This is a genomic window from Sphingomonas lacusdianchii, assembly GCF_022664395.1.
Lineage (GTDB): Bacteria > Pseudomonadota > Alphaproteobacteria > Sphingomonadales > Sphingomonadaceae > Sphingomonas > Sphingomonas lacusdianchii.
This window is the reverse complement of sequence record NZ_JAKRET010000039.1, coordinates 1-12,878: the sequence shown is the minus strand read 5'-3', so window position 1 is coordinate 12,878 and position 12,878 is coordinate 1. Positions and strand designations below refer to the sequence as shown.

Here is a 12,878-nt window from a genome sequence, read left to right as displayed (position 1 = left end):
TCCGCGACTGGCGCGAAGCAGATGTCTTCAAACGGATATTCGATGCGCTGTCGGACGAGCCCGACCTTGAATATGCGATGGTCGATGCGACGATCGTGAAGGTCCACCGCCACGGTCAGGGCGCAAAAGGGGGACTCAGAGCCAGGCCATTGGTCGCTCCAAAGGTGGCATGACGACCAAGATCCTCGCGCTGACCGATGCATTGGGCAACCTCGTGCGCTTCCACCTGATGCCGGGACACCGCTTCGACACCGTCGGCGTTCCACCGTTGATCGATGGGATCGCGTTCGATGGCCTGATCGCGGACAAGGCATTCGACAGCAACGCGATCATCGCCGACCTCGACGAGCGTGGAGCGGCGGTCATCATCTCCCAGCACCCACGGCGCATCGGCGCACGCAAGATCGACCCCGCCATCTATGCGTGGCGACACCTCATCGAGAACTTCTTTTGCAAGCTCAAAGAGTTCAAACGCATCGCCATGCGGGCCTGCAAAACCGATCGCAGCTTCGAGGCCATGATCTACCTCGCCGCCGCCGTCATCAATTCACGATGAATCCCCACAGGCCCTAGAGGGGTTAGCCGCCTCCGGCTCATCATAGCCGACCTGTACGGAAGAGGCAGAGATTGGCATTCATCCAGTGGGTGCAGGCGCCGCCTCCCGATCCGGGATGACCAACGTGTCTATTGCACGGGCGAGCTGGTCCGCCGAATAAGGTTTTTGCAGAAGAAGGAAGCCATGTGCGCCTTCCTGCGCGAGGACGTGGCTATACCCACTCGCAAGAACCACGGGCAGGTGCGGCCATGTCTTGCGCAGCCGCTTGGCCAGTTCCAGGCCGCCCATCCCTGGCATCACAACGTCGGAAAAAACGGCGTCGAACGTACCGGAATTGGTACCGAGCGCCTCAAGCGCATCTTCGGCGCTAGGCACGAGCGTGGTACGAAAGCCCATATCGTTCAACGCCTCGCTAGCGAAACGACCCACCTCCTGATTGTCCTCCACGACCAGGATCGACAGCCCGCGCGTGGCATGCACGCGCTCTGGGGTTGGCACAACTGTTCCCAACTCAATACCCGCAGCGGCTTCGGGGAGGTACAGGGTGAAGGTGGTGCCGACGCCCGGTGAACTCTCACAATCAACATCGCCACCCGACTGCTTGGCGAAGCCGAACACCTGGCTGAGGCCAAGGCCGGTGCCCTTGCCGACCTCCTTGGTCGTGAAGAACGGCTCAAATATTCGCGCGATGTCAGCGGGCGCGATGCCTGCTCCCGTATCGGTGAGGGAAACGGCCGCGAACCCACCATCCACCGCTGCGTGGCCGCGAATAGTGGGCTTACGGACACCACAGACCAGTCGGATCCTGAGTTCTCCCTCGCCGCCCATCGCGTCCTTGGCATTGACTGCCATGTTGACCAACGCCGTCTCGAACTGACCGACGTCCGCCCTGACAACGCAGACTTCGTCCGGGAGGTCGAGGGTGACGGCCACGCGGGCACCGGTCACCGTGTCCAGCATCTCGGCCACACCACGCAGCCGCTCGGCGACATCGAACGCTGTGGGATGCAGCGTTTGCCGGCGCGAGAACGCCAGTAACTGACTGGTCAGCTTGGTCGCGCGGTCCGCCGTGTCGCCGATCGCCTCGATGTAGCGCGTGCGCCGGTCCTGGGGCAGGTCTGGTCGACGCAGGAGATCGACGGATCCACGGATTACCGTCAGCAGATTGTTGAAGTCGTGCGCGACCCCGCCGGTGAGCTGGCCGATCGCATCCATGCGCTGCGCGTGACGCAGGGCTTCCTCAGAGGCGAGTAGGTCGCGCGTACGCTCCTCGACGCGACGCTCCAGCGTCATGGCCAGGTCACTCAGGGCGGCCTCGCGGTCTAATCGCTCGCGACCGATCGACAGGAAGCGCGCAAAGCTCTCGAAGAAGGAAATGGCCTCGTTCTCGAAGCGATCATGGACCGTCGAAACAAAGGAGATCACGCCGTAGAGCTTCTCCTCGGACTGAACAGGAAAGCCCGCATAGGCACGCGTGCCACGGTGTCGGCTGATTATTGTCCGCGGGTCAGCCGATTGCTGGACATGGTCCAGGATGAGTGGCTCCCGGCTCTCCGCGACGAAGCCGCAGAGCGGCACGTCCGCCGGACATGCGTCGGCCAGCCAGTTCCGAACCTCCTCCTCCACCCCCATCGACTGGAGAAGGCGCATGCGCGTGCAGTCATTATTGAGCAGGTAGCTGTAGCTCTGGTCATAGCCGAGCGTCTCGGCGCCTGATGACAGGATATCCCGGAGCACCCTGTCTGGATCATCCGACGAAAGGAGGCCTGCGGAGGCCCGCGCCAGCAGGTCCAGTCGCTGCTCGCGCAGCCGTTCCGCCGTACGGTCGCGCAGCACCTTCACGAAGCCAACGACCTTGTCGTCGGATCGCCTGAGCGGCGTCATCTCGCCCTGCGCCCAGAAGCGCGTACCATCTGCCCTGAGGTGCCAGCGCTCGTCGTTGCCGTGGCCGTGTTCCAGCGCCAGTCGCATCTCGGTCTGCGGCCGACCGACAGCGCGATCCTCGGGAGTGAAGAACCGGTCGACCGGCTCTCCCATCATCTCCCGCTCGGTCCAGCCCAGGATGTTCTCGGCACCTGCGTTCCAGCGGGTCACCCGGCCATCGAGGTCAGTGGCGATGATCGCGAAGTCCGTCGCGCTGTCGAGGATTTGGCGGTGAAGCGCCTCGCTGTCGCGCATAGCCCGGCCGGCCTCGTTCCGAGCCGACGCCTGCTCGGCCTGATCCAGTTGCAGAGCGATCAGCCTCGCGAACATCTCGAAGGTCGGAAGCATCTTAGGCCTGGCGAGATCGTGCGGACTGGGATCGATCGCGCACAACGTACCGAAGAAGCGGCCTTCCGGCAGCACGATCGGGACCGAGATGTAGCTCTTCAGGCCGTATATCGCGGGCGTGTGATGCGCCGCATAGGCGGGGTCTGCGTCAACGTCAGGGATGACCACGGCCTGCCGGTGCTGCCTGATCTCGTGGCAGATGGTCGTCTCCAGCTTCAGCTCGCCACCAGGCTGAAGTCCGAAGTTGATCTCGTCCCTGACGCTGCAGGCGATCCATTTGTCGTCGGTTACCCGGGCGATCGCGGCGAACCCCATCCCGGTGATCCGGCAGACCGTATCAAGTAGCGTCGGCACCACGTCCAGGCGGCCTACCGCCGCCACGTCAGCTGCGCATGGATCATCAACAAATGGATCGGGTCCCATGACCGCTATTTAGCGAAGGATCGAGGCCACGTCATTGACGATGCTCGTTTCCAATCGATAGCCGGATCGGTCGTTTGATCATCCCTTTGGCAATGTGCCCGTTGCCCCGGGGGGGACACAGCCGAGCACAAGGGCGTTGTGATTGGTAATTTTATTTGCTGGCCCGCTATTTGGACGCGCCGCTCCACACTTCCGTCAGTGAGTAACCCGTGCCTGCATCGATCGCCGACCTCGCCACCTTCTTCGACGCCTCGCCGAACCCATATCTGGTGCTGGATCGCGACCTGAACATCGCAACGGCGAACAAGGCCTATCTCGCGTCGGTCCGCCGCGAGTTGCCTGACATCGTCGGTCGCTGGGCGTGGGATGCCTTTCCCACCGATGAGGAGACGCTGCGCCAGGCAGTGGATTCGTTCCAGCGCGTGCTTCGGACCAGACAGGCCGACACCATGGCATTGCTGCGCTTCGACGTGCCAAGACCCGCCTCGGAAGGCGGCGGGCTGGAAAAGCGCTACTGGAGCATCACGCACACACCCGTGCTCGGGGACGACGACGAAGTGTCGTTCGTTCTCCAGCACCCGATCGATGTGACCGACTTGGAGACCCTGCGGCAGACCATCGAGGCTGGTGATAGCGGGGTGCAGCTTCGTCCCGACCACAGCGGCATCTTCGAACGCGCCGAGGCAGTCTACCGCGCCAATCAGGCGCTAACGGCCGAGGCGGAGCGCAATGCCGCTGCGATCACGGCGCTGACGGATGAGCGTGAGAAGCTGATCGGCCTGTTTGAGCAGGCGCCGGCGATGATCGCGCTGCTGCTCGGTTCCGAGCACCGGTTCGCTTTCGCCAACGCCAGTTACCGCGCATCGGTTGGACAGCGCGAGCTGATCGGGCGGACGGTAGTAGAGGCACTCAGTGATGCGGCCGAGCAGGGCTACGTCGCGCTGCTCGACCACGCCTTCGCCACCGGCGAGCCGTACCAGGCGCGGGGCGCCCGCTACGACGTTCAGGCCGAGCCCGATGGTCCGATCGATCAGAGGCTGCTCGACTTCATCTACCAGCCGGTTCGCGACGATGCCGGTGCCGTCATCGGCATTCTGGTACAGGGCGTCGACGTCACCGAAACGATGCGAGCGGCGGACGAGCTAGCTGCGACGGAGGACCGCTATCGATCGGTTCTCGACGCGATCGATGTCGGCTTCTGCATCATCCGTATGCGCTTCAACGACGCAGGCGAGCCTGTCGACTACATGATCGAGGAGGGAAACACCGCCTACGAACGGCAAACCGGCCTGCACGGGTCATTCGGCAAATGGGTCAGTGAGCTGGCGCCCGATCTCGAGAAGCACTGGTTTGAGCTTTACGGGCGGGTCGCTGCCACTGGCGGGCCTGTAAGATTCGAGAACTTCGCCGAACCACTCGGCCACTGGTACGACGTGCATGCGCTGCGTATCGGCCGTCCCGACGAACACCGCGTGGCGTTGCTGTTCAACGACATCACCGAGCGCAAGAACGCTGAGGTGGCTCTGCAGCAGACAAACGAGACGCTCGAGCGCGAGGTGGTCGAGCGCACCGTCGAACGCGACCGGATGTGGGAAACCTCGCCCGACCTGATGCTCGTGATCGACTTCGATGGCGTGTTCAGGCGTGTGAACCCGGCTTGGACTGACCTGCTCGGCTACGAGCCACACGAGCTAGTAGGCCACCACGTTAACGAATTCGTCCTCCCGGACGATCATGCCGGCACCATCGGAGCCTATGAGACAGCGGCGACAGGCCAGCATGCGACGGTCGAGAACCGCTACCGTCACAAAGACGGCTCGACGCGGTGGATCTCCTGGGTCGCCGCTCCGGCTGGCGAGCTAACTTACGCCACCGGACGCGACATCACCCAGCAGCGCGAGGTTGAGGCAAGGCTCCGCGACGAGCAGGACTTCGCGCGCTTGGCGCTCTCAGCGGTTGGTGGGGTCGGGGTCTGGACTTACGACATCCGCTCCGACCGCTTCTTCTGCGATGCGGCGATATCAGCGCTGTACGCGCTTGACCCGGCGCGGGGCGCAGCGGGGCTGTCGAGCGCCGAGTTCCTGGCCAATGTCCATCCGCAAGACCGCGTCGAGCTGAACGGCGTGATGGCCGCGGGATTGCAGCGAGCGGGCGAAATCGAGCTCGAATACCGCATCGTCCATCCCGACGGATCGCTTCACTGGGTGCTGTCGCGGGGGCACACCTACTTTGACGCGGAAGGACACCCGTCGCGGAGAACCGGGGTGGGCGTCGACATGACCAGCCAACGCCTGATCGAGGATCAACTCCGTCAGGCGCAGAAGATGGAGGCCGTGGGCCAGCTGACCGGCGGCCTCGCACACGACTTCAACAATCTGCTCACCGGCATGATGGGCAACATGGAGCTGCTGCAAATTCGCCTTGCACAGGGCAAGATCCAGGACAGCGAGCGCTTCATCGTCGCCGCGCAAGGTGCCGGCCGACGGGCGGCATCGCTGACCCAGCGGTTGCTCGCCTTCTCTCGCCGTCAGACGCTCGATCCTAAACCCACTGACGTGAACCGGCTCACAGCCGGTATGGAGGAGCTTTTTCGGCGGACCGTTGGCCCCGAAATCGAGATCGAGATCGTCGGTGCTGCCGGGCTATGGACCGCGAACATCGACGCCGGGCAGCTCGAGAATGCGCTGCTCAACCTGTGCATCAACGCACGCGACGCCATGCCGGATGGCGGCCGCATCACCATCGAGACGGCGAACAAGTGGTTGGACGAGCGAACTGCGCGCGAACGCGACCTGCCCCCCGGGCAATACCTGTCTGTCTGCGTGACCGATACCGGCACCGGCATGACCGCAGAGACAATCCAACGGGCCTTCGAGCCCTTCTTCACGACCAAGCCGCTCGGCGAGGGCACGGGTCTCGGTCTGTCGATGATCTACGGCTTCGCGCGCCAGTCGGACGGACAGGTCCGGATCTATTCGGAGCTGGGCATGGGCACGACCATCTGCATCTACCTGCCCCGCTTCGTCGGTGATGCGATGCTAGTGGAAGAGGAGGAGGCCCTCACCATAGCCGCGCAGGCCACGGGGCAGACCATCCTCGTCGTGGATGATGAGGCGACGATCCGTCATCTAATCGACGAGGTGCTGGACGAGGCGGGTTATACCGTGATTGGCGCTGCCGACGGCAACGCCGGTTTGAAGGTCCTCCAGTCCGGTGCCCGGATCGAGTTGCTGATTACCGATGTCGGACTGCCTGGGGGCATGAACGGCAGGCAGGTCGCCGACGCGGCGCGAGCGCTCCGACCAGGCCTGAAAGTGTTGTTCATCACAGGCTACGCCGAAAATGCTGCCGTGGGAAACGGGCACCTAGAGGCGGGTATGGAGTTGCTCACCAAGCCCTTCACTCTTGAAGCGCTCTCGGCCAAGGTGGGTAGCATGATCAAACGAGATTGATGTGCCGGCATTCACTTCGACGAAGCTCAGGGAAATCATCATTATTCGCTACGCCGCACGTCATCAACTCGGTCAGCCCTGGCTATGTGAAGATCGACCTGACCGAACACAACGGCTTCATGACACCCGAGGAAGGGGGCGAAACTCCCCGTCGAGGACGCGCTGCTCGGGGACGATGCCGTATCTGGTCGCTTCGTGGAAGCTAGCGGCCAGACGCTTTGGTAAGATCAGGCTGATCATTGGGCAGGGGTAAAAAAGGCTGTCCCGAAACCGGTGACAGACTGGTTTTGGGAAGGCCGCGCCATTCCCTGTATTCGATCGTTTGCCGGACAGCTTGCGGTGGCCAGCCCGCACTGATGCCAGCTGCACGGCTCTTGCTCCGAACATGAATGAATGTCTGAAGTTGGGAAGCGACGAGAATGGCGCGAATGACCGTTTGTGGGTCGATTTGCGCGATGCTTACTCTGGATTCGGTCCTTGGAGGATCAGCGACACGATCAAATCGGCTTTCAACGAGCAACTGCCCCTTCCGTCGATCGGTTCGGTTTTAGTGACGACAGAAGGCTTTGGATTGCGCTGTAAGCGTGAAAGCAGTTTGGCCTGAAACTTCACCCTCGTCGATCGTTGAACCAGCAACATTTCGAAAGGGAACGGCAATGACTCGGCTATATCGGCTCATGATCGCCTGGTGCGTGGCCATTCTCGGCGGCTTATTCGCAGTTGCCGGCGGGGTTCTCGCTTCGCTCGGTGGATCGCCCTACTATCTAGTCGCAGGTATCGCGATGATCGTCAGTGGCGCGCTACTAGGGCGTCATTCGCGGTACGGGCGCTGGTGGTTCGTTGCGATCTGGGTGGGCACGCTGGTCTGGGCGATCTGGGAAGTCGGGCTGGACGGCTTGCAACTAGTCCCGCGCTTGGTGGCGCCGACCGTCCTGCTGGTGCTTGTGCTGCTTACAGGTTGGTCTGCGCGCGGGTGGCGGTCGCCTACCCGTGCCGTGCCCGTCGCCCTGGTGGTGTTGCTCACTCTTGGCGTTTGCGGCGTCGCCATCAACGGTGGGGGCGTCGAGGCGCAGGAAGCGGCTAGTGCCGCCGCCATTCCACGTGCATCGACCGGTGAGGCTGACGGCGACTGGCGCGACTATGGCGGAACGCTCTCGGGGCGGCGCTATTCGGCACTCGGCGATATCACGCCGCAGAATGTGGGTCGGCTTAAACTCGCCTGGACCCAGCGCACCGGCGACCTGCCAATGCAAGCCGAAACCAAGGAACACAAGCGCGAATATCATTCTGAGGCTACACCGATCCACATCGGCAACACGCTCTATACCTGTACGCCCCATTCCTTCGTCCAAGCGATCGACGCCACCACCGGCAAGACCAAGTGGAGCTGGCACGAGGATGCGAAGATCGACGGCAACAATTACCTTGTCTGTCGCGGCGTGACATACTTCGAGGCACCGGCAGGAACGCCATGCCCGCGCCGCATTTTTGCGCCGACCTTCAACGCCCGACTGGTTGCGCTCGATGCGGATACCGGGCGGCCGTGCCCCAGCTTTGCCAATGGCGGGGCGATCGACCTGCGCGCCAATATGGGCACCTCGAAGCCGTCCGATCAGATCGGCACAACCCCGCCGGTAGTGGTGAACAACCGCCTTATCATCGGCGAACGGATCATCGACAACGTCAACCGCGACATCCCGTCCGGCGTCGTACGCGCCTATGATCCGGTTTCGGGCGCGCCGGTCTGGGCATGGGACGTCGGCCGTTCGCCGGACGCGATTGCGCCGCTCCCGGAGGGACAGACCTATACGCGCGGCACGCCGAACGTGTGGGGTGCGATCACCGCCGATGCGGCCAATGGCCTCGTCTATCTCGGCACGGGCAACGCTTCGCCCGATTACTGGATCGGCTATCGACGGCCGTTCGACGACCGCTTCGGCTCGTCGATCGTTGCGCTGGACGTCGCGACAGGCAAGCTGCGCTGGACGCGGCAGCTCGTGCATCGCGACATGTGGGACATGGACCTGCCGATCGGTCCGTCACTCTTCGACTATCGCGCGGCGAACGGGCAGGTGATCCCGGCCCTGATCCAGACAACGAAGATGGGACAGGTGTTCTTCCTGAACCGCCTGACCGGCGCACCGATCGCCGCGATCACGGAGCAGCGCGTGCGCACGGACGGTGCCACGCCTGGGGTCCGCGTCTCGTCGACCCAGCCTTTCTCAACCGGCATGCCCAGCTTTACCCCGCCCGCGCCAAGCGAGGTCGCCACCTGGGGTGCGACACCGATCGACCAGCTCTTCTGCCGCATCGACATCCGCCGTGCGCAGGGGACCGGTATCTACCAACCGATGGGGCTGAAGCCGATCATTGGCCACCCCGCCTTTGACGGCGTGACCGACTGGGGCGGCGCGGCGGTCGATCCGGTGCGCGGCATCATGACCGTCAACACGATGGAGATGCCGTTCAAGCTGTGGCTGATGCGCCGTGACGATCCGCGCGTCGCACCGATGATAAAACAGAAGCAGGGCGGCGAGAACGCCATGCAGGCGCAGCTCCAGACCCAGTACAACACGCCCTATGTCGCAGTGGTAAAGGCATGGGTCGGTATCTTTGGTGCGCCGTGCGTTGCGCCACCATGGGGGCATCTGACTGCGGTCGACCTCAAGACCAAGCGTGTCTTGTGGAAGAAGGTTCTGGGCACCGCGCGCGATACCGGGTTGTTCGGATCGCATTTGGGTGTGCCGATCAAGACCGGTGTCCCTAATCTCGGCGGGTCGATCATTACCGCCGGCGGACTCGCCTTCATCGGCGCGACGACGGACCAGTATCTGCGCGCGTACGACCTCAATACGGGCGAGGTGGTATGGAGGGCACGGCTGCCCGCCGGCGCGCAGGCGACGCCGATGACCTATCGCGGGCACGACGGGCGGCAATATGTCGTTATCACGGCCGGAGGCCATGGGGCCCTCGGCACGCGCTATGGCGACTACACTATGGCCTTCGCCTTGCCGAAGACGTGACGATCGGCTGCTAAACGCAAACTGGCAGACGTGCTTCAAAGGAGCCGACGTCCTCATTCCGCCTTCTGTGGAGAACATCGCATGTTACGATCCTTCCTCATCGGCCTCATTGCCGGCCAACGCGGCATCACGCCGTTGGCGGTGATTGCCGCTGCGACGCGGCGAGAGGAGGTGCCGGTCGAACTGCCGCTCCAGAAGCTGATGCTGAACCCGGTAATAGCGGCTGGAACCGCCGCCTTCGCAGCGGCCGAGATGGCAGGCGATAAAATGAAGACTGCGCCTGACCGCACGGTTCCCATCGGCCTGGCGGTCCGCAGCATCACCGCCGCATATGCTGGAGCCGCGCTCGCGCCGCGTGACCGCCGCATCCTCGGTGCCGCAATTGCTGTGGGAGCAGCGCTCGCCTCATCTTACGCCGGACTCGCCGCGCGCAAATTGGCCATGAGACGCTTCGGCCAGACGGGGACCGGGTTCGTCGAGGATGCGATAGTGTTCGGCAGTGGGCTCGCCATCGCGAACCCGTCGCTGATCGCGAGGGGTGTTCCCCGCGAACCTTTCTGGTGATCGGCGGCGACCCTTGGGCTGGCGCACACGACAGGTTCGGTCATGCTAAAAAGAGGCGCTCGCGTTCGAGGTAGCGGCATATCGGTGATCGGCGCGGGGCTATCTCAGCCCATGGACTTCGAGCGGCAAGCGTAGGTAGCTTAACTTCGTGTCTGCGAAACCGGCAGCAGCTCAGACATCGTATCGCGCCAATGCAGCCAGTCGCTGACGTTCAAGCTCATCCATGCCGTTCATCTTGTCATTGCAGTCCGCAGCACGCGTGCCAGGCCGTCGGCGGTATAGGGTTTTTGAAGGAGCTCAAAGCCGTGCGTGCCTTCAGCGGCCAGAACCTGGCTGTATCCGCTAGTGAGCACAACGGGCAGTTGCGGAAAGCGGCTGCGAAGAGCCTCTGCCAGTTCGACCCCGGAGATGCCCGGCATCACGACATCAGTGAAGACGATGTCGAACTTGTCGGGCTCCGCCTCAACCAGCGCCAGCGCTTCCTGAGCACTGGGCACCCACATGTTGCCGTAGCCGAGATCGCCGATCAGTTGCGCCGCGAACTCGCCGACGAGTTGATTGTCCTCGACGAGCAGCACGCACCCACCGCCGGAAGATGGTACGGATGTTGTCGGGGCGGTGAGATCGACATCACCATGCACGTGCCGGTCCTCCGCACGCGGGAGGTAGAGCGTGAAGGTCGCGCCATGCCCTGCCTGACTTTCGATGACGATCTCGCCCCCGGACTGCTTGGCGAAGCCGAAGACTTGGCTGAGGCCAAGCCCCGTACCCTTGCCGACATCCTTGGTCGTAAAGAACGGCTCGAATATCCGAGGCATGTCCTCTTCGCTGATGCCGGCACCGGTATCGGTGACGGCGACCGAGATGAAGCGGCCCTCGATCGCTGCATGGCCCCTGGTGGCCGGGATATTGTGCCGCTCCTCCACCAGGATCGTCAGCTTGCCCTCGCCCTCCATCGCATCTCGCGCGTTGACCGCCATATTGAGAACGGCGGTGTCGAACTGGGTCGGGTCTGCGTTGACGACGCAGGGCTCGCACCGGATGTCGAACGCGATATCAACCCGCGACCCTACAACCGTGCGCAGCACGTCACCACCGAGGTGTAGACGTTCGACAACGTCGAAGTCCTCCGCTTTTAACGGTTGCCGTCTTGCGAAAGCGAGCAGCTGGTTGGTGAGCTTTGCGGCGCGCTCTGCAGTTTCCTTGATCGAAGCGAGATAACGCCGACGCTTTTCCTCGGCGAGATCAGGTCGGCTAAGCAGGTCGATGCTGCCGAGGATCACCGTCAGGAGATTGTTAAAGTCGTGTGCGACGCCGCCTGTGAGCTGCCCGATCGCCTCCATCTTCTGGCTTTGACGCAGAGCCTCCTCGATCCGCTCCCGCTCCGTCACCTCGGCCATAAGGGTGCGCTGGCTTTCCTCCAGTGCGGCGACCTGATCCGTGACGGCGTGCTCGAGCGACAGGTTCAGGTCTTCGAGGAGGGCTTGTGCCTGCGCCTCGTTCTCGACGTCGATGCACGTGCCGATCCAGCGCAGGATGCGACCCTGATCGTCCACGTCGGGAACGCCGCGGCAGGCGAAGCAGCGGTACTCGCCCTCATGATCTGCCACCATGAAGGTCTGGTCGAACGGCTTGCCTGAATTTACAGAGTCGTTCCAAGCCTCCTGCGTACCTGCCCGGTGCTTGGGGTGGACGGCTTCCAGCCACCTGTCGCCTAGGAGTTCGGCGTCGTCGCGCCCCGTGTACGTTTTGAAGCGCGTATTCGTCCGCACGTAGTGACCGTCGGTGTCCGCCTCGAACACAAAGCCGGGCAGGGCATCGGTCAGCATGATCAGGCGGCGTTCCGTCTCCCGCTCCTTGGTGCGGTCGCGTACGATCTTCACGAACCCGGAACCGCCATTAAGCGACATCATCAGGCCTGAACCCCAGAAGCGGGTGCCATCGCGTTTCAGGTGGAAACGCTCGTCAACGGCGCGACCGTCGCTGATGGCGCGTTCCATTTCGTGCTCCGGCGATCCCGCCGCTTGATCCTCCTGCGTGAAGAACATTCGACCGTGCTGGCCGATCGCCTCCTCAGCCGACCAGCCCATGATCACCTGTGCGCCGGGATTCCAGCTCGTGATGATGCCTTGCTCATCGAAGGTGACGATGGCGAACTCGGCTGAGCTCTCGACAATCTGCTGCGCCAGTGCTGCATCGATCATCGCGCGCGAGCGCCCTCAGATCTGCCACCGCTATCGGCTCGAGACGCGATCAACGTACGCAGGCCTGCACGAATGACCTCGCTCGCTGTCGAGTAATGACCGGATGCCACCTCATTCGCAACGAAGCGATCCAGTTCCTGAGTTAGTGACACAGTGCGTATCTGCCGACGTGGCATTCGGCCCCCAAATCCTAATGTATGACAGTGCATTACACTTCCGCCGCTACGAGGTTCCGGAATGGCCTAAGGTTTTAGCAGAAACTGAGCTGCCCCCTTCTGAGTGGTCCATCGACTATGACAGTCTGGATCAAGGAAGGGACGACGAATGCCAGCGAAGAAGCACAAGCCGGAGGAGATCATCGGCAAGCTGCGTGAGGTGGAGATCA

The 12,878-nt window shown here is 62.9% G+C and carries 8 protein-coding genes; 5 read left to right on the top strand and 3 right to left on the bottom strand.

Going from position 1 to position 12,878, the window contains the following annotated elements; all coding sequences use genetic code 11:
• Positions 1–70: 70 nt before the first annotated feature.
• Entirely contained in the window at positions 71–556 is a 486-nt protein-coding gene (locus tag MF607_RS21775; RefSeq protein ID WP_347340918.1) for an IS5 family transposase, read from the top strand.
• Between the two features lie 78 nt (positions 557–634).
• On the opposite strand, the gene MF607_RS21770 is transcribed toward MF607_RS21775, so the two are convergent.
• Positions 635–3,250, bottom strand: coding sequence for a GAF domain-containing protein (locus MF607_RS21770; protein ID WP_242122255.1), 2,616 nt, complete (start codon positions 3,248–3,250; stop codon positions 635–637).
• A gap of 209 nt (positions 3,251–3,459) precedes the next feature.
• Between MF607_RS21770 and MF607_RS22990 the strand changes: the two genes are divergently transcribed.
• The 4 genes from MF607_RS22990 to MF607_RS21750 all read left to right on the top strand — a co-directional run bounded on the left by MF607_RS22990 (position 3,460) and on the right by MF607_RS21750 (position 10,289).
• Entirely contained in the window at positions 3,460–6,702 is a 3,243-nt protein-coding gene (locus MF607_RS22990) for a PAS domain-containing protein (RefSeq protein WP_242122253.1), read from the top strand.
• Between the two features lie 385 nt (positions 6,703–7,087).
• Positions 7,088–7,306, top strand: coding sequence for a hypothetical protein (locus MF607_RS21760; protein ID WP_242122244.1), 219 nt, complete (start codon positions 7,088–7,090; stop codon positions 7,304–7,306).
• A gap of 73 nt (positions 7,307–7,379) precedes the next feature.
• The gene (locus tag MF607_RS21755; RefSeq protein WP_242122241.1) at positions 7,380–9,725 is read left to right on the top strand and encodes a membrane-bound PQQ-dependent dehydrogenase, glucose/quinate/shikimate family; all 2,346 of its coding nucleotides are present in this window, start codon (positions 7,380–7,382) and stop codon (positions 9,723–9,725) included.
• An 81-nt stretch (positions 9,726–9,806) separates the two neighbouring features.
• On the top strand, positions 9,807–10,289 hold the full coding sequence (locus MF607_RS21750; RefSeq protein WP_242122238.1) for a DUF4126 domain-containing protein: 483 nt from the start codon (positions 9,807–9,809) through the stop codon (positions 10,287–10,289).
• A 230-nt stretch (positions 10,290–10,519) separates the two neighbouring features.
• Here MF607_RS21750 and MF607_RS21745 read toward each other — a convergent pair whose 3' ends face one another.
• The gene (locus MF607_RS21745; RefSeq protein WP_242122237.1) at positions 10,520–12,493 is read right to left on the bottom strand and encodes a hybrid sensor histidine kinase/response regulator; all 1,974 of its coding nucleotides are present in this window, start codon (positions 12,491–12,493) and stop codon (positions 10,520–10,522) included.
• Entirely contained in the window at positions 12,490–12,669 is a 180-nt protein-coding gene (locus tag MF607_RS23100; protein ID WP_431311989.1) for a type II toxin-antitoxin system ParD family antitoxin, read from the bottom strand. The genes MF607_RS21745 and MF607_RS23100 overlap by 4 nt, the downstream gene beginning before the upstream one ends.
• Between the last annotated feature and the right edge of the window lie 209 nt (positions 12,670–12,878).

Coding starts and splice junctions, on each gene's coding strand:
- MF607_RS21755 (WP_242122241.1), top strand. CDS start 7,380: ATGATCGCCTGGTGCGTGGCCATTCTCGGCGGCTTATTCGCAGTTGCC.
- MF607_RS21745 (WP_242122237.1), bottom strand. CDS start 12,493: ATGATCGATGCAGCACTGGCGCAGCAGATTGTCGAGAGCTCAGCCGAG.
- MF607_RS21750 (WP_242122238.1), top strand. CDS start 9,807: ATGTTACGATCCTTCCTCATCGGCCTCATTGCCGGCCAACGCGGCATC.
- MF607_RS23100 (WP_431311989.1), bottom strand. CDS start 12,669: ATGCCACGTCGGCAGATACGCACTGTGTCACTAACTCAGGAACTGGAT.
- MF607_RS21760 (WP_242122244.1), top strand. CDS start 7,088: ATGAATGAATGTCTGAAGTTGGGAAGCGACGAGAATGGCGCGAATGAC.
- MF607_RS21770 (WP_242122255.1), bottom strand. CDS start 3,250: ATGGGACCCGATCCATTTGTTGATGATCCATGCGCAGCTGACGTGGCG.